Annotated in this window: 14 protein-coding genes and 2 pseudogenes; all 16 read right to left on the reverse strand. The window is 60.2% G+C overall.

Annotated features, from left to right (window positions below; genetic code table 11):
* Window positions 1-482: 482 nt before the first annotated feature.
* Window positions 483-1,703 carry a hypothetical protein gene (locus E4K09_RS26085; protein WP_134500557.1) on the reverse strand — a complete coding sequence of 407 codons (1,221 nt, stop codon included), beginning with the start codon at window positions 1,701-1,703 and terminating at the stop codon, window positions 483-485.
* A gap of 633 nt (window positions 1,704-2,336) precedes the next feature.
* Window positions 2,337-3,845 (reverse strand): alkaline phosphatase, encoded by a 1,509-nt coding sequence (locus E4K09_RS26090; RefSeq protein ID WP_134500558.1) that lies wholly within the window; start codon window positions 3,843-3,845, stop codon window positions 2,337-2,339.
* 138 nt (window positions 3,846-3,983) lie between these two features.
* Window positions 3,984-5,459: a xylulokinase gene (gene xylB / locus E4K09_RS26095; protein WP_134500559.1), complete on the reverse strand. Its 1,476-nt coding sequence runs from the start codon at window positions 5,457-5,459 to the stop codon at window positions 3,984-3,986.
* Between the two features lie 51 nt (window positions 5,460-5,510).
* Entirely contained in the window at window positions 5,511-6,995 is a 1,485-nt protein-coding gene (locus E4K09_RS26100; protein WP_134500560.1) for a mannitol dehydrogenase family protein, read from the reverse strand.
* A gap of 98 nt (window positions 6,996-7,093) precedes the next feature.
* Window positions 7,094-7,819 carry an SDR family oxidoreductase gene (locus E4K09_RS26105; protein ID WP_134500561.1) on the reverse strand — a complete coding sequence of 242 codons (726 nt, stop codon included), beginning with the start codon at window positions 7,817-7,819 and terminating at the stop codon, window positions 7,094-7,096.
* An 11-nt stretch (window positions 7,820-7,830) separates the two neighbouring features.
* A partial coding sequence (locus E4K09_RS30515; protein WP_244610698.1) for an ABC transporter ATP-binding protein occupies window positions 7,831-8,387 on the reverse strand: 557 nt, incomplete at its 5' end.
* A 1-nt stretch (window position 8,388) separates the two neighbouring features.
* Window positions 8,389-8,811 (reverse strand): annotated as a pseudogene (locus tag E4K09_RS30520) (ABC transporter ATP-binding protein); the annotation flags it as partial.
* Window positions 8,812-8,821: 10 nt separating this feature from the next.
* Complete coding sequence (locus E4K09_RS26115) at window positions 8,822-9,865, reverse strand: NAD(P)-dependent alcohol dehydrogenase (RefSeq protein ID WP_134500563.1); 1,044 nt, start codon at window positions 9,863-9,865, stop codon at window positions 8,822-8,824.
* Between the two features lie 12 nt (window positions 9,866-9,877).
* Window positions 9,878-10,084 (reverse strand): DUF2160 family membrane protein, encoded by a 207-nt coding sequence (locus tag E4K09_RS26120; protein ID WP_134500564.1) that lies wholly within the window; start codon window positions 10,082-10,084, stop codon window positions 9,878-9,880.
* A 3-nt stretch (window positions 10,085-10,087) separates the two neighbouring features.
* Window positions 10,088-10,939: a carbohydrate ABC transporter permease gene (locus E4K09_RS26125; protein ID WP_134500565.1), complete on the reverse strand. Its 852-nt coding sequence runs from the start codon at window positions 10,937-10,939 to the stop codon at window positions 10,088-10,090.
* Window positions 10,939-11,820 carry a carbohydrate ABC transporter permease gene (locus E4K09_RS26130; protein ID WP_134500566.1) on the reverse strand — a complete coding sequence of 294 codons (882 nt, stop codon included), beginning with the start codon at window positions 11,818-11,820 and terminating at the stop codon, window positions 10,939-10,941. Before E4K09_RS26130 ends, E4K09_RS26125 begins: the two co-directional genes overlap by 1 nt.
* Window positions 11,821-11,920: 100 nt before the next feature.
* A complete protein-coding gene (locus tag E4K09_RS26135) occupies window positions 11,921-13,351 on the reverse strand; it encodes an ABC transporter substrate-binding protein (RefSeq protein ID WP_134500567.1) in 1,431 nt (476 codons plus the stop codon).
* 191 nt (window positions 13,352-13,542) lie between these two features.
* Complete coding sequence (locus E4K09_RS26140; protein ID WP_134500568.1) at window positions 13,543-14,544, reverse strand: AraC family transcriptional regulator; 1,002 nt, start codon at window positions 14,542-14,544, stop codon at window positions 13,543-13,545.
* Window positions 14,545-14,714: 170 nt separating this feature from the next.
* The gene (locus E4K09_RS26145; protein ID WP_134500569.1) at window positions 14,715-16,388 is read right to left on the reverse strand and encodes a GMC family oxidoreductase; all 1,674 of its coding nucleotides are present in this window, start codon (window positions 16,386-16,388) and stop codon (window positions 14,715-14,717) included.
* 364 nt (window positions 16,389-16,752) lie between these two features.
* Window positions 16,753-16,922 (reverse strand): annotated as a pseudogene (locus tag E4K09_RS30525) ((2Fe-2S)-binding protein); the annotation flags it as partial.
* Window positions 16,923-17,050: 128 nt separating this feature from the next.
* A complete protein-coding gene (locus E4K09_RS26155) occupies window positions 17,051-18,298 on the reverse strand; it encodes a multidrug effflux MFS transporter (protein WP_244610699.1) in 1,248 nt (415 codons plus the stop codon).
* Between the last annotated feature and the right edge of the window lie 128 nt (window positions 18,299-18,426).

The following is an 18,426-nucleotide window of genomic DNA, read 5'->3' on the forward strand; positions in this document are numbered from 1 at the left end:
AGCTCGTCAGGCTCATAACCTGAAGGTCACAGGTTCAAATCCTGTCCCCGCAACCAACACACCAAAGCCCCCTGAACGCAACCCGCGTCAGGGGGCTTGGCGTATCAGGGGTCTGCTATGGCAACGACGCAGGCTTGCGGGCTATCCAAACCACAAAACACCACACCACAAAGACACACAACCAGACCTCACACCAAGTCACAAGCGTCTCCACGGTTCAATAGAAGCGGCTTCGCCTTTTCACCGCCTCAAGAGCACACAATCCTGCCGCTACATCACTTAAATGATAATCTCGCGCCCTCGCAGGAGACTGTGTTCGACAATACGTTCGAAGGTTGGACAAGTGGTCCCAGGAGCGCGCACCGACATCGCGACCCTCCTCTTGTTTTATTCAACCATCATGAGGTGAGACAGACAGCATTCTGCAACGGACAAAAGGTCAACTCCTCCATCTCTGTCCTGCGAGGAGCTGACCCGGTTTCTCATGCAGCCATATTATCCGAGATGCCGCGAGCCTCTGCGAAGGCAATGAGCGCAGTTTCGTTCTCAACACGATGACGCTGGTCGATGACCCAGCCGTCTCCATCCTGAACCACGATATAGCCCCTCGCCTGGAGGCGAGAGACTAGTGCCTGAACTCCTCTTCTCTCTGTCTTCGTGACACCACGCTCCGCGATGAAACGGTTGATGGCGGCCTGAGCGGCTTGGGCGAGATCGACAGCATCGGCACGACTTGTCGCCTTGGCTTTCGCCTGAGCCGCGACGCGTGCCGGATCCCGGCGCACGGATTTCCATCCACCTCGGCCAGAGACCTGAACCGGATCCGAGCTCGGACTTGGCTCGGCACGGATCGCCGCCGGCGCTTCTACCACAAGGATCTTTGGAGGCGGAGCCGACGGCTGCGTCTGACGAGGAGATGCGGCCTGAGACACAACCTGTGCCGCGGGAATAACAGGCTTCCTTGCAAGAGATTTGGAAAGAGATCTGGTGGGGGTGGGATTTGGCTCGTTCGAAGAAGGTTCGTGTTCGCGCACGAGCGGCGCAGCCTGGTGCGCACGACGCTGTGATGGCACATGAACATCGGCTGCCTTTGCTTGAACCTTCATGGGCGCGACTCTCGCAATGCGGTCCGCTTGCGCATCGACGATACGCTTGCCGAGTTCCGCAAGGCGCTTGTCGATGCGGCGCTTCTCCGCGATGGCATCAGTCGCGGCTCGGACCATGCCGGCCTCCGCTTCGGAGACGAAAGTTTTCAGGCGCTCCGCCAGGGTAGTTTCCAGGTCCTTGAGCACACGCTCAAGGGCAGCACGAGGGTGGTAAGCCGGCGCAGGATATGCCCTGTTGACGAGATTTCTCCCTTGCGCTTGAGGTGCAGCGCCGGGAACGGAAAGCGATTTCTTCGCGACACTTCGCGTGGGAAGGCCTGACTTCTGCGGGAGCAACTTCGCAGGCCTTGTCGCCGTTCCGGACGCTGTGATCTTTGCCAGCTTTGAGAGATCCCTGACACCGATCAGCTCAAGGTCCTGCATCTTCCAGCGTATCTGGGTGACGGTTCTCCCGAGCGCCTCCGCAATCCTCTTGTCCGTCATGGGTGGGTCTGCGGACACGAGCTCGCGCAGGCGAGCGACGCTTGCCTCGTCCCATGGCTGATGGGGTTGGACAAGCGTGCCGATCAGGCGCGCTCTGGCATATGTGGCGGGCACCGGTCTCCCGAGTTTCGCAGCCGTAACAGGAACCGGAACTTTCGCAGCTCTGTCACGGCGCAGAATCTCAAGCTCTTCTTCTGTCCATACCCTGTTCACGTCAGGGCGCTCCTTCTCTCAGCGGGCTGGGATCCGGCGGTCCTGCATCACGATCCAATAAAGACGCGAAGGAAGAGGAGGCTGCCGGACCACACCGGCAACGAAATTCGTTTAAACCGGCTGCAGGGGGGAAGACACCATGGCGATGGTGCCGGTTCGTGCGGAGTCCATCACACGGGGCGAGAAAGCGGATCTAAAACGAGATCGCTGCTCCGGCCCATGCTCCCGGGGATCGAGGCTCATGACCCGGCACATGCTTCGCCAGGCCGGCCGAAATGGTCTGATGGGACTGAATCGCAGATGCATGGGCAATGTTCGAATGGGAACGAACCCGTTCTGTAGTCAGCTTTCTTCCGAAACTCAACAGCGCATCGCTCTTGAGACAGCACAATCTGCAGGGATCTCTCACGGGATTTTCCGCGCAGGTCATGCTCCAGCGCTCCTGCGCACGTCAGGCATAACTGCCCCATCAACCAGTGACGGATGAGCGCAGGGGAGAGGCAATCGGGGCGGCGGGACCGCCCCGACGGAGGACTACTGGGCCGCTCGAAGTCCCGACCGTTCGCTCAGCTTCGTGGCGTGGTCGATCACATGATAGATGTAGTTCTGCTCGACCGCGCCGGCAAAGAGGTGAGCCCAGGGTCCACCTGCGAAGATCGCAACATCCTCGCCTCCATGCGTCTCGCTGTCGAGGGGCACCAGAGATTGCTGCTTATAGTCCGGCGAGGTCGTGTTAGCGGGAGTCGGACGCGGCTCGTTCTCTTTCACGGCGCCAGGGCCATTCGCATATCCGAGGGTTGTGAAGGGCTTTCCATCCTTTCCAAGTTTGGGCTTCCCGTCAGGCTCAATGATCGTCTCGAGGATCGGGTTGCCGCGCTTCGGATAGCCGCTGATGGTCAGCGTGTGGCTGTGGTCCGCGGTCACGATCACCAGGGTCTCGTCCAGGTTCACCTTCTCCAGGGCCGCTTTGATGGCATTGTCGAACGCCACCATGTCCTCGAGCGATCGATACGCATTGCCGTCGTGATGGGCGTGATCGATGCGCCCGCCTTCCACCATGAGAAAAAACCCGTTCGGATTCTGTCTCAGCATGTCGATGCTTTTCACGGTCAATTCTGCGAGAGACGGCTCGCCGCCATTGTCTTTGAGTCGGTCGGCTTCGTAGCGCATATGTGACCGCTCGAAGAGCCCCAGGACGTGCGGGGTCTTGGAATCGAGCTTGTCGAACTGCTCCTTGTTCCACAGGAATACGCCACTGTTGGAATAGCGATTCTGCCATTCCTGCACGAGGTTGCGCCCGTCTTTGCGGGACCCCTTGCGGTCCTTATCCTCGGGATCGTTTTCGGTTTCCGGCAGGAAGCGATCGCGGCCGCCGCCCAGGATGACCTCGAACCCGTCGCCGTGCGGCCACGCTGCAAGTTGTTGAGCAATATCCCAGCATCCTGCCGCAATGGCTTCCGGCGGCATGTTCGAGTCCGCTTCCCAGTCACGATGGGGCGTATGCGCATACATGGCTGCTGGGGTTGCATGGGTGATGCGGGCCGTCGAGACGATGCCGGTGGCCTGCCCTGCCCGCTCGGCCAAGGCAGCAAGGCTGAGGACCTCTCGGCCCTTCGATCCGGCGCAATCGCCAACCTCGACTTCGCTATTCACTCCGATCACGTCGTTGCGTGTCTTGACGCCGGTCACCATGGCGACTGCGGTGGGCGCAGAGTCCGCCACCTGTGCATCGTGAGTGTAGGTCTTCGAAAGAGCGGCATAGGGCAGCTTCTCCATGGCGAGGGAGTTCGACTCGCCATCGACACCACGCTTCTGCCCCTCATAGATCCGGCCGGCCGTCACCGTGGAGATGCCCATGCCGTCTCCAACGAACAGGATCACGTTCTTTGCGCGGTTGGTGTTGGGCGACATGCGGAGGCGCTCCTGGAGAGCGGCCTGAGCTGAACGGAAATAGGCATCGTTGACCTGAGGCAAGGTGTTCTGGGCGTACGCAATGCTACCTGTAGCGGCCAGCAGGGCCGTAAGACTGGCAAGTCGTCGCATAACTTTCCTCCCGTACCCATCGTCGGCCGCGAAGAGGCCTATGGGATACAGGAGAAGTAGCACTCATGCTTGAGCCGCCTAGTCTCCGAGCAGAAAACTGTCGTGCCGAGTACTCCTGCTCGATGCGGGAACAATGATTCAGGCTACCGATACCGCAAAGGACGCTTTCAGATCGGAATAGAGTCGGCGGAACAACGCCCGGCGTGGCTCCAGAGTCTCCACCAAGTCAGGCTCCGGTTCGATGACATGAGAGACAGGTGGCGGGGGACAGGCCTCATCGACACTTGCCCTCGTGGCGGCGATTCCGGCCAAGCGCGCTGCACCCAGTGCCGGCCCCACCTCCCCTCCCTGGTGATATGTGAGGGGCCTCTGCAGCGCCGCCGCCAGGATCCGCCCCCATAGTCTCGAGCGAGCACCTCCGCCGATGACGGAGAGTGTTTTGATCGTTCCACCATGGGCTTCGAGGGCCTCCAGCCCATCCGCCAGAGCGAATGCCACCCCTTCAAGAGCGGCACGGCCGAGATCGGCCCGCGTTGTCGCCCCGTCGAGTCCGAAGACGACGCCTGAAGCGCTGGGATCGTTGTGAGGCGTCCGTTCTCCACTGAGATAGGGCAGGAAGACAAGGCGGCTCCGGTTCTGGATTGCAAGACCTGCCGCTTCCGTCTCGGCGAGCAGCGAGGCTTCGTCGGGAGCGCCAACGAGGCGAGCCGTGAACGACAGCGTGGCAGCCGCCGACAAGATCACCGCCATGCGATGCCACATGCCGGGAATGCAGTGACAGAACGCATGAACCGCCCGCTCGGGATCCTTCTTAAGGGCATCGTCGGCTACGAAGATCACCCCCGATGTGCCGAGCGACAGGAAGGCCGCACCAGGGCGCACGACGCCGATCCCGACGGCTCCAGCGGCATTGTCGCCGCCGCCTCCGGCGACCGGGATGCCAGGACGGAGACCTAGCGTCATCGCGGCCTTCCGCGAAAGATGTCCGGATACTTCGGTTCCTTCGACGAGGCGCGGCATCTGTCTCTCGTCGAGGCCCGTCGCTTCGAGCATCGCAGCGGACCATTGTCGCTTCTCGACATCCAGCCAAAGAGTCCCGGCAGAATCGGACATGTCGCTCACGGCCTCGCCCGTGAGCTTCAGGCGGATCCAGTCTTTCGGGAGCAGAATGCGCGCTATGCGCGCAAAAACATCAGGCTCGTTCTTGGCGACCCAGATGAGCTTGGGAGCGGTAAAGCCCGGCATCGCCAAGTTCCCGGTGATGGTGCGGCTGGCAGGCTCACGCCGCTCAAGCTCCTTGCATTCCGCCCCTGCACGTCCGTCGTTCCAGAGAATGGCCGGTCGGAGGACCTCGTCGCTCTGGTCCAAAAGAACCGCACCGTGCATTTGTCCGGAAAGGCCGATCCCAGTCACGCCGTCGAGAGAGCGACGCGCCCGCAAGCTGCGGACGGCAGCCACAGCGGCATCCCACCATGCCTGCGGTTCCTGCTCGGACCAGAGAGGGTGCGGACGTGACAGGGCGAGCGGCACTGCTGCCTCGTCGATAACCGTTCCACTTTCTTTGATGAGAAGAACCTTGACGCTGGAGGTGCCTAAATCAATGCCCATGTACATCGGCTACCTCCTTCATGACATCGCTCGTTGCTCATGGTGTAGCAGTTGGTGTCAACCGAGCTTTCCATCTAGGTAGCGTTGCAGCGTCGCGCGCGTGCCTTCCCGCCAGATGGAGTCGAGTGCCGTTTGGAAACGTGAACGGAACTGCGGTACTGCGGCAAGATCGCCGAAAATGTCATGCAGCTCCAAGAAGACGCCAGGGTTCCCTCGGGCCGCGAGGGCAGCTGGCGTCAAGCGCTCGGCATTCGCATCATTGAGCAGGATCTGTTCGCCTGCATCGGTCGTTGCTGCGCAATAGCGGCACCAAAGAGCGGATTCCAGCGCAAGCCCGGTCACATCAGCTCCCGCCTGCAGCCGGGCGCGGGTGGACGGCAGGATGAACTTCGGCTGCCGGTTCGAACCGTCCTGTGCCAACCGGGGAACGGTATCGCCGACGTCAGGATTGGAAAAGCGACGAGCGATGAGCTGATAATACCCGATCAGGTCGACGCCCGGCACCGGTGGCACATGAGGAATGATCTCTTCAGCCTCCAGCTTGTCGAGAAAGCCCCGCACGAGCGGATCCGCCATGGCGTCATGGACGAAATGTATGCCCAGCAGGGCGGCCGGATAGGCGATGGCCGCATGCCCTCCATTGAGGATGCGCAGTTTCATCAGCTCGAAGGCTGCAACATGCGGCGTGAAGGTGACGCCGACCTCCTCGAGGGCAGGTCGTCCTGTGGGGAAGCGGTCCTCGAGGACCCACTGCCGGAAGGGCTCGCAGAAGACAGGCCAGTTGTCGCGGATGCCGAACCGCTCCTCCAGGATGGCGCGCTCCCGGTCCGTGGTGGCAGGAGTGATGCGATCGACCATGCTGTTAGGAAATGCGACGGCCTCGCGCACATAAGCAGCGAGGGACGGGTCGATCAAATCGGCGAGGCCTGCGACGGCCTCCATGGCCACGCGCCCATTATGGGGGATGTTGTCGCACGACATGATCGTGAAAGGAGCGAGGTTTCGCTCGCGACGTCGCCTCAAGGCCGCCAGCAGCACGCCGAACACGCCTCTGGGCGTGTCGAGATGGGATGCGTCGTAACGGATTTCCGGATGCTCCGGGTTGAAGGATCCAGTCGCCGGATCGATGCAATAACCACCCTCCGTTACCGTCAGAGACACGATCCTGATGGCTGGGTCATCCAATGTATCCACGATGGCCTTGCCACTTTCGCTGACTGGCACGAAACCAATCATGGATCCAGTGACGCGTGTGCGATTGGCTCCAGGCTCCAGCTCCAGAACCGTCGTGAGCCAGTCCTGGGACTCCAGCGCTTGCCGCATGGCGGCATCGCCCGAGCGGACGCCCGCGCCGACGATCGCCCAATCCAGATTTTTTCCAAGGTTGAAAAGATCATCCAGGTATACGGCCTGATGGGCACGATGAAAGTTCCCGACCCCGATGTGGAGAATCCCTGCGCGCAACGCGTCGCGCGCATATCGTGGCGTGGCGATCGCCTCTGGAAGTAACGTAAGGTTATGAAGGGAAAGGGATTGAGCCATCTGACTTGAACCTGTCCACTGAGACACCGGGATCCATCTATCGTGAAGGAGCAAGCCTGCACAAGCCGCAACACCTCGGCTGACGCTCCCGTGATGTATCAATTGATCATGAACCCTCCGTCCACAGGCAGCGCAAGCCCGTTCAGCATGGCGGCCCGATCGCTCAGAAGATAGAGAATAACCTCAGCGATATCATCGGGCTCTGCAAAACGTCCTAAGGGAATGCGCGAGAGCATCCGCGCCGACTTCTCGGGATCGCTCCAGGCCTTCGTCGCCATCGGTGTGAGCGTGACCGTCGGGTTGATGGCATTCACACGAATCCCGTGGCGTCCGAGTTCGTTGGCCATGACCCGCGTCAAGGCATCGAGTGCGCCTTTCGAAGCGCAGTATGCCGCGTGGTCTGCAAAACCGATGAAGGACGACACCGACGAAACATTCACGATCGCACCCGGCAATCCACGAGCCACGCGATCGCGCGCATATTCCTGGGCGATGATCATCGGCGCGCGCGTATTGACCGCATAGATCCAATCGAATGTTTCGGCGGTTACCTCAAGGAAGGAATCGAGCGCCGTCGTTCCCGCGCAGTTCACCAGATAGTCGACCGGCACGGCCACACGGGCGGCCTCCCGGGTCGCGGTGGCATCAGCAAGGTCGACGACGATGGACCGGCATCCGATTTCGCCCTCCAGACTGTCGAGATCCTCTTTCGTGCGGGTCATCGCCACAACCTGAGCACCACGATTCGCCAGGAGCTTGGCAGTCGCCCGGCCGATCCCCTTGCCGGCCCCCGTCAGAAGAACACTCTTGCCCTCAAATTCCATTCGGCTCTCCATCAAGACAACCGCTGTCCTGTCATCTTGTCAAAGAGATGCGCCTTGTCGGCATCGAGGCGAATGCCGAGGCGTTCGCCCGGGCGCAACACAATCCGCTCCCGGAAGACACCTACCAGCGGATTGGAACCGAGTCTCATGAAGGCCTGCGTCTCCGAACCCGTCGGCTCGATCACGGAGACATTCGCCACCTGCCCCCCCTCGCCCAGCGCGATGTGCTCCGGGCGAAGGCCGTAAACGATCTTCTGCCCATCACTGACCTGCTTGGGCAGGACTGACACCGGGAGCTCAATTCCGTCCTCGGTTCTCACCTGAGGGCGGCCGTTGACGACCGAAATCTGTCCCTCGATGAAGTTCATGGCCGGCGATCCGATGAAGCCAGCCACGAACAGGTTCCTGGGCCGGTCGTAGAGTTCGAGGGGCGCGCCGATCTGCTCCACGATGCCGTCGTGCATGACCACGATCTTGTCGGCCATGGTCATGGCCTCGATCTGATCGTGCGTCACGTAGATCGTCGTGGTCTTGAGGCGCTGGTGCAGTTCCTTGATCTCGACGCGCANCCGCTGGCGCTGCCCGCCCGAAAGCTGACGCGGATAGCGCTCGAGCAGTTTCTCCAGGTCGAGAATAGCCGCCGCCCGCCTGACCTTCGCGTCGATCTCGGATTTCGGGCGCCCCTTCAATCTGAGGGAGAAACTCATGTTATCGTAGACCGTCATATGGGGATAGAGCGCATAGTTCTGGAACACCATGGCGATGTCGCGGTCCTTCGGCGGCTTGTCGTTCACGATGTTCCCGCCGATCCTGACGTCGCCCGATGAGATTTCCTCGAGCCCCGCGATCATGCGGAGCAAGGTCGATTTCCCGCAGCCGGAAGGGCCGACCAGGATGACGAACTCGCCGTCGTCGATGTCCACGGTTACCCCATGGATGACTTCAGCAGAGCCATACCGCTTCCTGACATTGACAATGGAGACTGGCGCCATGTTTCCTCCGCTAGTCCTGGTCCTGCATATCGATTTGAATCTTCACCTCCCCTTTCGGGGCGGAGGCCGCATATTCAAAGGCTTCGACGCTCCTGGAGAAAGGAAAGGTCCGTGTGATCAAAGGACTGACATCGATAGCGCCCGAAGCAAGCATGGCGATACAGCGTGGGAAGACATGAGCGTAGCGAAAAACGTGCTCGACCCGAGCCTCTTTCACCTGAGCCTTGGCGACGTCGTAAGCGATCGGCTCCAGCGGGATGCCCACATAAATGACCCTCCCTCCAGGGCAAAGCGGGTCGAACACATCGGCCGCGGCTTTCTCGTTCCCGGAGCATTCGAACACGATATCGGCCCCCCATCCGTCCGTTTCCGCACGCACCGCCTCGACGAGATCGCGGTCGCGCACATTGACCGGGTTGACCGGGCCCAGCGTCGCAGCAATCGCGAGCTTGTCGTCATCGACGTCGCTCACGATCACCCGAGCACATCCAGCTGCAAGAGCCGAGAGGACCGTCACGAGACCGATCGGTCCAGCACCGATGACGACCGCGATGTCCCCGGGCCTGACCTGAGCCTTCGTCGCCGCATGAACCCCCACAGCCAGGGGCTCAACCATGGCCGCCGCTTCGAAAGACACATTGTCCGGCAGCTTGAACGTAAAATCCGCAGGATGAACGACACTCGGACGGAGGACACCGTGAATCGGAGGCGTGGCCCAGAACCTGACGGCGGGATCGAGATTATACAATCCCAGGCGCGTCGCCCGGCTGGCCGGATCCGGGACTCCCGGTTCCATGCAAACCCGGTCCCCCACATTGAACTCGTGAACGGCAGCGCCGACCTCGGAAATGACACCGGCTGCCTCGTGGCCGAGAACCATAGGCTCCCGAACCACGAACGGGCCGATGGCGCCATGCGTGTAATAATGCACATCGCTGCCGCACACGCCCACGACCTTCAACTGGATACGAACATCCCGCGGGCCAAGCTCCTCCTCGACGACGTGATCACGGAGAACGAGCTTTCCCTTTTCCTCAAGAACGAGCGCTTTCATCGAAGCTCCTCCTTATCCACGCATGACAATGATTGCCCCAAGGACCAGCGACAACACCGTGGCAACGCCGAGAGGGAGAGCAGCTTCGACGAAGCGCATCCAGAACAGGTGCAAGGCCACGAACAGCAAGACCGCGATGAAGACACGGTCAAACGCATTGGTCTCAATAGGTAGGAAACCGTGCCGCCTCCCCTCAGTTTTCTCCGCTCGATCGCTCACAGATCACTCCTTGACAGCCCCGAAGGTAAGACCCGCCACGATGTGACGCTGCGCTAGGCCGAGCACGAGAAGGGCCGGGACAAGGGTCAACATCGCCGTCGCAGCCATCCGACCCCAATTGGTGCCGGTGACGGTCACGAACTCGGCAAGTCCAGTCGTAATGGTTCGCGCGTGCACGCTGGTCAACGTTGCCGCGAACAGGTATTCGTTCCACGCGAACACCCAGGTGAGAATTCCGGTGACAGCAAGACCAGGTTTGGCCAGTGGCAGGATGACTTTGGTCAGGACCTGCCATGTGTTGGCGCCGTCGACGAAGGCAGCCTCATCAAGCTCCTTCGGAATTGCGTCGATCATCCCCCTCAAGGTCCAGATCGCGAACGGAAGATTGAAGACGCAATAGAGAAGGATCAGGCCGATCTTCGTGTCGAACAGCCTTACATCCGCCACCACAAAGACCTGGGTATAGAGAAGGAACAGCGGCAGCAGGAATACTGCCGGCGGCGCCATACGGTTTGTGATCGTCCAGAAAAACAGGTTTTCCTTCCCTGGCAGCTTGTAGCGCGACAAGGCATAGGTTGCGAACAGGGCCAGGGTCGTCACGAGAACTGCATTTGCCGTGGCAATAACAATGGAATTGACCATGTACCGTTGGAACGCCGGATCGCTCACCGTGCTCGTATAGTTTTCGGTGAAGAAGCTCGTGATCAGGAAACTCGGGCTGCCGAACAGCTGGACGCGGCTCCTGGCGGAGACGACGAACATCCAGTAGATCGGCAGCAGCGTGACGATGCTGGAGATAAGCCAGAACAGAATGGCCCCAAGCGAAGCCGACGCTTTGTTGCGCAAGTGACGCATCAGTCAGCCCTCTTCAAGTCGCGCCGTGCGACGAGCCCCGCGTAGAGCATCCAGCAAAGGACGATCGTAAGATAGAGTGTGATGAGCGACATGGCTGATCCATACCCGTAATCGGTTTTTGGAAACACCACACGCCAGATGTGCAGCCCGATGTAACGTGTGGCGGCCCCGGGCCCGCCGCCGGTCAGCATCCAGACCTCGTCGACGGTGCGCAGCGCATCCATCATCCTGATGAAGACCGTTGCGAGAATGGCAGGCTTCAGCAGCGGCAGGGTGATATGCCAGAAAATCTGAAAGCGGTTCGCGCCATCGATCTGGGCCTGCTCGAACGGCTCCTTCGGCAAGGAGGAGAGCGCCGCGAGAAGGGTTAGTGTGACGAGTGGCGTCCAATGCCACACATCCATGACAACCGTGGTGAAAAAGGCTTGATCGATATATCGGCTGATGTTGAACTCATAGCCGAACCAGCGGTTCAGGTAATACGGCAAGGGTCCGAGGCCGGGCACCGTCAGAAGGCGCCAAGTGGCGCCGACAGCGATCGGGGCGATCACAAGCGGCAATGTGTGAATGGTGCGGAAGAACCCCTTGCCGGGAAAGTCCCGCATGAACGCTTGGGCCAGAAAGTATCCCAGCACGATCTCGCTCACGACGGCAAAGAACGCGAATTTCAGCGTCAGCCACAGGGAGTAGAGGAACTGGTCGTCAAAGACGAGGCGCCTGAAATTGTCGGCTCCCGTAAACCGCATCTCAGGGTCGGCAGCGAAACTGTTCCACTGCGTGAAGCCGATGACAAGCACGTAGAGGAAGGGTAGAACCCCAAAGACGAACAGGATGAGGAGGGTCGGCGCGAGGAATAGCCATCCCACCGAGGACGAACGCATCGTGTGCTCCTGCCAACCGATCCCGACGGATCAGCGATTTGGGTTTGATGGCCACCGCAGCGGAACGCGGTGGCCAAGAGAGTTCAGGAGGATAGGTGCTTTACTTACGGTAGCCCAGATTCTTCAACTCTGCATCCGCTGCAGCAGCCGCCTTGTCGAGCGCTTCGTCAGGCTTCAGCTCGCCTGTGATCGCCTGGTAGATGAAGGGAGCGATAGCCTCACGCACCTGATTGTGGAACGGGAAGGGAGGAGCACCACGGAAGAGCGGTCCTTTCTCGCGCATCAGGGTGTAATAGCCGTCGACCTTCTTGTCCTGCTCCTTCACCTTCGGATCATCGTAGGTGGCATTATGGGTGATGCGCGATCCGGCAAGTGCCCAGTCCGCCTGCACGGATTCTTGCCCGATGTACTGCAGCCAGAGCAGAGCGGCCTTCTTGTTCTTCGACGAATGCGGGATGCCGAAGGCGCCGCCGTCGTAATAGCCGATATAGCCCTGGCCCGATGTGGCCTGCTCGATGACGCCGGGTTCAACGGGCGGGAGCGCCACACCGACCTTTCCGACGACTGTCGACTTCTTGTCATCCGTTGCGATCCAGGCGGCATTCTCTCCGTATACGAGTCCTTGTGCCGCCCTGCCCGCAGCGAAGGTCGCGGCAATCTCGTCCCAGGTGCTCGATGTCGATTCCGGTGGTGCATAGGCGAGATTGCCGATCCACCAAGCGAGAGCCGCCTTGGCTTCGGGACTGTTGAGACGCCCGCCATTCGCAACCGATGCGCCATAGGTCTTCGCATCGATACCCCAGTTGTAGATCCCATAGGTCGGGAAAACGCTTTCGACCACCTCATAAACCGATGCAGGATGGCCCGAGGCCGCCTGGACGGTTGTTCCCCAAAGCTCCCCGCCGCTGGACTTTCCCCATTCCGTGAAGAACTCAGCGATCTGGCGATATTCCTTGTGATCCTTTGCCGGGGCAAGGTCGGCGCCGTATTTGGCCTTGTAGGCCTCCTTGACCTTGGGATCGTTGAACAGGTCCTTGCGGTACAGATAGACCTTGATGAAAGCCTCCATCGGAACGCCGAACAGGTTGCCCTTGTCGTTCTTGAAGTTGTCAACGAAGCTCGTGAACTTCGATATGTCGAAAGTGGGCGACTTGAGATTGGGGCTTTCGTTCAGATCCGCAGTGATATCCACCAGGAAATTGCGGGCGAGATAGCTGTAGATGATGTCCTGCTCGATATAGACGAAGTCATAGATGCCGGTATTGGCTTCCATGTCCTTGATCGCCTTGTCGTACATCTGGTCCCAGGACGTTGCCTCGAACTCGACCTTGATGCCGGTTGCCTTCGTGAATGCAGGACCCAGGACGTCCTTGGCGTAGTTGGACGGCGGCGTGCTCTCGGAGATGCCTCGGATGGTCGTCCCTTCCAGTCCTTTCGCAGCGTCAGACCAAAAGTCGGCAAGCGCCGGAGTCGTGCTTGAGAGCAATGCAGTCGCAAATGCAGAGGCGATCAGTCCCTTGAAGTGATACATGGCGTTTTCCCTCCCGAACTCGTTCTGGCGAAAGACGCATTGTCGTTTCGCCGAGAACAGAATATGCGGCGCCCCTCCTTGGGAGCTGGCCGTATTGTTTTGGCAGGCTCGGGGCGAACAAATCAGAAGGTGATTGTCTGACCCGGCTCCCGGAAGCTGCGCGAACGTCTCGTGCCGCTTCCTAGGAAATTTTATGAAGCGCCGGCGAACTCTTCCACGCCTCTCCTCATCGGGATTTGTACTTTTTTGTCCGCCGTCGGGTTAAATCCGTATCTGGACGACAGGAAAACATGGTCCTGAAGCGGAGCCGGCCCCGGCGTGGTGCAGCGGCGCGCCGTTCGACGATAGGCGGAAGGTGTTTGATCGCAGAACTTCACGAATTGTCGATTGAAGTTCGCAATATTGTTGAACCCGACGTCAAAGCAGATCTCGGTGACGGATCGGTCGGTGTGAGCCAAGAGCGTGCAGGCAGAGTAAATACGCGTCTGGTTGACATATTTCGCGAAGGTATGCCCGGTCTGCTTCTTGAAGAAGCGCGAGAAGGCGCTCGGCTCCATCCCGCAGAGTTGTGCAACGGCGGTCAGATGAACGTCCGAATAATAATTGTTGTGAATGTAGTTGATGGCACGCTCCGCTTTTTCCGACGGGCGCGACGGGATCGTGGCAGCGGGAGCACGATGGGACAGCGTTCTGCGCTCGGAAGGATTTCTTGCCAGTATCGCCATCAGTTCCAGAAAGAGGATCATCCGTCGCGCACCTTGAGCGCCACCGATCTGCCTGAGAAGGGCGGCCCCCTGACGCGCGGTTTCACCAGAGAACAGCAGTCCGAATGCAGCCTCGGACAGCAGCACCTGAACCTCCTCGAATTCAGGAAAGTTCGTGCAAATCCGATCGGCGCATTCGGGGCTGAACTGGATCAGCATGTCTCTGTCAGGAACGGTCAGGCTTCCTGAATCACTCAGCCAGTTGTGAGGCAGGTTGGGGCCGGTCAGGACAAGGCACTCGGGCTCGAAAGGACCAACGAAATCCCCGATCATCATGGTACCCGAAGAGTTCTGGATGAGATGGAGTTCGTATTCGGCGTGATAATGCCATTTCGCTAGGTGATGAGGGTAGTCATGCACGTTCCACCGAAACGATGCGGATGGTGGAAAGACAATAACTTCATAGACTGGGACCGACTTGCGTTCCATTCTCGCCGCCCTCCATGTCGTGCAGCAGACCGTTTCCTCATCGTTCCGCTCATTGGCGGTTATCGTTCTCGCGTCCTTTCGACAGATCCGCGTTCGTCGAATTGAGCCGAATACGCTGACTGTTTTACAGGCTTCCCCAGTGAATCTCGCTTCCCGGGCCAGATTTGATTTTAGGATACCATTTCGTAGCGTCGATCCTTGGCGACTTCTTGGCTTGGATTTGCCACGAATTCAGCCGCACGATGTCCCAGCATCATGGCGGCCGCATTCGTGTTGGCGGAAGGGATGAACGGTATAGCGGAGCAATCGATCACCCGAAGGCCTTCGATCCCTCGCACCCGCATCCGGGCATCGAGCACGGCCGTCGGGTCGCTGTCCGGACCCATCCGGGCGGAGCCCGAGGGGTGATAATTGGTTTTGACGGTCTTGCCGCAATAATCGGCGAGAGCCTCGTCACTCTCCACGCCGGGTCCGGGCAGCAGCTCGTCCGCAATTTTCGGTCCAATCGGCTTCGTTGCAAGCAGCCGGCGGGCGAAGCGGAGGGAAGCCAATGTCAGGCGCAGATCGTCCGGATGACCAAAGAAATTCGTGTCGACGATGGGCTTGTCCGCAGGGTTCGAGGAGCGCAGCCGGACTGAGCCGCGCGCCCTTGGTCGGAGCAGGCACGAAGTCAGCGTAACGCCATAGGTTGGCTTTGCGCTCGATACGTCCCGGTCCAGATACACGATCGGCGCGCAGTACAGCTGAACGGTCGGCCGCTCGCCACCGTCCGGATCGTAGAACAGACAGGCTTCAATTCCGGTCGTCGTGACGGGTCCGGTCCCGAAGAGAACATACTGGAGGCCGTTTCGCACCATGCGCCAGCCTTTGTCCTGCATGAAGTATCCGCTGGGCCGGTGCGTCGATGCGATCAGCGGCACCTCATGATGATCCTGCAGATTGGCTCCCACTCCCGGAAGGTCGGCCGCCACGGGGATCTCATGCTCCCTCAGGTGATCGGCTGGGCCGAGCCCCGACAGCATAAGCAGTTTCGCCGTGTTGTATGTGCCCGTCGCCACGAGCACTTCGCCATCGGCATAGGCCTGAGCCTGCTGCCCGTTGGTGCTGTACTCCACGCCGACGGCGCGGCCGGCCTTGATGAGAATCCTGGTGACGAGAGCGTCCGTCACGACGGTCAGGCGCGGATCCCCCATGACCTGTGACAGGAACGCCGCCACGGCGTCACAGCGCACCATCCGGCCGTTGGCGGCGCGCCCCATGGTGTGCTGCATCACGCCGACGCCCTCTTGGCGCTCGCCGTTGAAGTCGAGATTGTAAGGATGGCCCAGACCCTGTGCGGCGAGAATGAAGTCCTGAGTCGTGTCGCACAGACTTCCCGGGTCGGAAACGAGCAGGTCGCCATCGATGCCATGGTAGGCGTTGTTGAATTTCGTGTTTCGCTCCAAAGCCTTGAAGTGAGGAAGCACGTCCGCGTACGACCAGCGGCTCCCGTCTCCGAGATAGGCGCTCCAGCTGTCGTAGTCCTCTCGCTGACCGCGCATGTAGACCATGGCGTTCACGGCGCTGCCGCCACCGAGGACCTTCGCCTGGGGAACGATCGGGGCTCTTCCCCCGAGGTGCCGCTGAGGCACGGTCTGGTGCATCTCGAGAAAATCGTCCCGGGCGAGATATTTCATATATCCGGCCGGCATGCGCATGATGGATGCCGTCTTGGCGGGTCCTCGCTCGATCAGGAGCACACGACAGCCGAAATCACGGACCAGCCGTGTCGCCGCCACACATCCGGCGGAACCTCCGCCCGCAATGATGAAGTCGTAGCTCAGCTTTGGACCTGAAGCCGCCATCGTTTCCACCCTGCCGCCCCTTCGATGAGGAGCTTTGGGAGAGCCTACGATGGCAATCTGGGGTCGACTACGGCCATTAGTGAACCCGATCTGTACTTTTTTGACCACATTATGTGCCATAAAGTACGGGCTTGCCATTTAAACGGGTGCCGGGCCCCTATCGAGCAGAGGTATTCTGATGAGGTCGGCTATGCTCATCGGATGCATGCCACGATACGGGAGCTCGGCGAAGGGCCTCCGCTTCCCTCACGGATATCGTTGCAGTGTTGATCCAAGATGGGCCGGACGAACCGATTTTACGTGCCGCGGCCACGTCAGTGAGTGTGATCGGCCGGGTGCCGACCGAGGAGACGGGCAGAATTCAGGACCGGGTCGGCTTGCCATCCAGGTAAACGATGCAGGCCCCGCATTGGGCGATGCCGACCCGAACTTCGTTCCGGTCAGGCCGATGATGTCGCGGAGAGCCCAAAGCAGGGGCATGTCCGGCGGCACATCGACGCTTCGATCTCCACCGTTGACCTTGAAATTGATCATGAGGGACCCCGGGTGAGCGAGCGGGACAGGAAGAGCGCATCAACTGGCCAAGTTGACGGACCCTCCGCAGAATGTTCACGCGGCGTCGAAAAAGGGAGGCGCTACTCTGTGCCGGAGCGCAGCTGTCTCTATTCTGCGGCACTCTTCAACAAACGCTCCTCTGGTCTGGTCTCCGTTTGGCCTCGAATGGAAAGACGCCCTCGCTCGGTCCAGAGAACGACGAGAAGGCATGCGGCTCCAAGACAGAGATAGCCGAGGCTCAACGGGATGACCGTTCCATTGAACGAGCGGCCGATCACAAACCCCAACACCGCTCCCACGAGAGTCGTATAAGACCCGATGAACGACGAGGCCGTGCCCGCGATGGACCCGAGAGGCTCCATCGCCATGGCGTTGAAGTTGGGCATGGTCAGGCTGAACAGAAACTGGTTGATCGCGAAGATCGATGCGTAGAGCAGAAGCGGCGGCCGCCCATCGAAGAGGAGCGCCACGGCCACCTGCGTCGCGGCGACAAGGGTAAAGCCGCAGATGCCGATATGCGACAGCCGTCGCATTCCCAGTCGCCGCACGAGCCGCGCATTCGTGAAGGAAGCAAGCCCCATCAGCATTGCGATGCTGCCGAAAGCCACTGGGAACCAGGCTCCGAGCCCATAGACTTCCGTCTCGAAGATCTGCTGGGACGAACCGATATAGGACATGAGGCAGCCGAACATGAGCCCCATCCCGGTCGCATACCCGATACTGATGCGGGTGGAGACAGTCATTCTGACGGCCGATGCGATCTGACCGAGCGAGAAGGATCTCCGGTGCTCCTGGTGAAGGGTTTCGGGCATTCGGGTGTAGAACCAGGCGGCCACCAGAACCGCGACCCCGACGATCGTTCCGAAAATCCAATGCCAGCTGCCCAGAAGCAGCAGAAGGCTGCCTGACGCGGGCGCCAGGATCGGCACGATGATGAAGACCATCATCGTGATGGACATGACACGCGCCATCTCCCGGCCGGCGAACCGGTCGCGCACGATCGCGACCGTGAGCACACGCGTCGACGCCAATCCAGCCCCCTGGACGGCCCGCCCGATCAGCAACATGGCGAAGCTGGAGGCGAACGTCGCGATCAGCCCGCCGACAACATAGATCGCCAGACCCATCATCAAGGTCGGCCGTCGTCCGATCACATCGGAGACTGGACCGTAGACCAGTTGCATGATGGCGAAAGGCACCATGTAGGCGGTGATCAGGAGCTGGAGGTCGTTGGGATTGGAGATGGCGAAGTCGGCCTGGATCGGACCGAAGGCCGGAAGCAGATTGTCGATCGACAGCGAACCGAGACTCATCACCAGGGCGATGAGCAGCACGAATTCAGGAAAGGACGGCATGCGGCCGTGACTGCTTTGGTCAGGACATCTGGCGAATGACAGCATAGGGGCGCTTTTCATGATAGTGTTCGCGACGCCCGACAGGCGCCTTCGTTGCAGACAGGCTGGCAAGCGGATAACCGACGAAG

This window comes from Microvirga pakistanensis (assembly GCF_004458765.1).
Classification (GTDB): Bacteria; Pseudomonadota; Alphaproteobacteria; order Rhizobiales; family Beijerinckiaceae; genus Microvirga; species Microvirga pakistanensis.

Coding starts and splice junctions, on each gene's coding strand:
- E4K09_RS26090 (WP_134500558.1), bottom strand. CDS start 3,845: ATGCGACGACTTGCCAGTCTTACGGCCCTGCTGGCCGCTACAGGTAGC.
- xylB (WP_134500559.1), bottom strand. CDS start 5,459: ATGTACATGGGCATTGATTTAGGCACCTCCAGCGTCAAGGTTCTTCTC.
- E4K09_RS26100 (WP_134500560.1), bottom strand. CDS start 6,995: ATGGCTCAATCCCTTTCCCTTCATAACCTTACGTTACTTCCAGAGGCG.
- E4K09_RS26105 (WP_134500561.1), bottom strand. CDS start 7,819: ATGGAATTTGAGGGCAAGAGTGTTCTTCTGACGGGGGCCGGCAAGGGG.
- E4K09_RS26115 (WP_134500563.1), bottom strand. CDS start 9,865: ATGAAAGCGCTCGTTCTTGAGGAAAAGGGAAAGCTCGTTCTCCGTGAT.
- E4K09_RS26125 (WP_134500565.1), bottom strand. CDS start 10,939: ATGCGTCACTTGCGCAACAAAGCGTCGGCTTCGCTTGGGGCCATTCTG.
- E4K09_RS26130 (WP_134500566.1), bottom strand. CDS start 11,820: ATGCGTTCGTCCTCGGTGGGATGGCTATTCCTCGCGCCGACCCTCCTC.
- E4K09_RS26135 (WP_134500567.1), bottom strand. CDS start 13,351: ATGTATCACTTCAAGGGACTGATCGCCTCTGCATTTGCGACTGCATTG.
- E4K09_RS26140 (WP_134500568.1), bottom strand. CDS start 14,544: ATGGAACGCAAGTCGGTCCCAGTCTATGAAGTTATTGTCTTTCCACCA.
- E4K09_RS26145 (WP_134500569.1), bottom strand. CDS start 16,388: ATGGCGGCTTCAGGTCCAAAGCTGAGCTACGACTTCATCATTGCGGGC.
- E4K09_RS26155 (WP_244610699.1), bottom strand. CDS start 18,298: ATGCCGTCCTTTCCTGAATTCGTGCTGCTCATCGCCCTGGTGATGAGT.